General features: G+C 56.9%; 1 protein-coding gene. It reads right to left on the reverse strand.

The genetic code is table 11. The annotated features are described in order from the left end of the window. The coding region (locus SB756_RS32735) for a LysR substrate-binding domain-containing protein (RefSeq protein WP_410913597.1) at nucleotides 1-253 on the reverse strand (253 nt) is incomplete at both ends.

The raw sequence follows: 253 nt of genomic DNA on the forward strand, positions 1-253 counted from the left end.
GACTGCATGGCATTGAAGATAGCCAGCGCCAGTTCATTATCGCTGTCTGGATTACGGCACAGCAGATATTGCGTATCCGGCAGTACCGGCAGTCCTTCAGCTGCACCCATAACACGCAGTTCCGGGCTCATCATCTCGACCGGACGTGCCGTCACACCCAGTCCCGCTTTCACCGCTGCGCGTACTGCAGCCAGTGTGGAAGCGACATAAGAGATACGCCACGGGATGCCCGCTTCGTTGAGATGATCGATAG

This window comes from Pseudomonas sp. SIMBA_068, from assembly GCF_046534705.1.
Lineage (GTDB): Bacteria > Pseudomonadota > Gammaproteobacteria > Pseudomonadales > Pseudomonadaceae > Aquipseudomonas > Aquipseudomonas putida.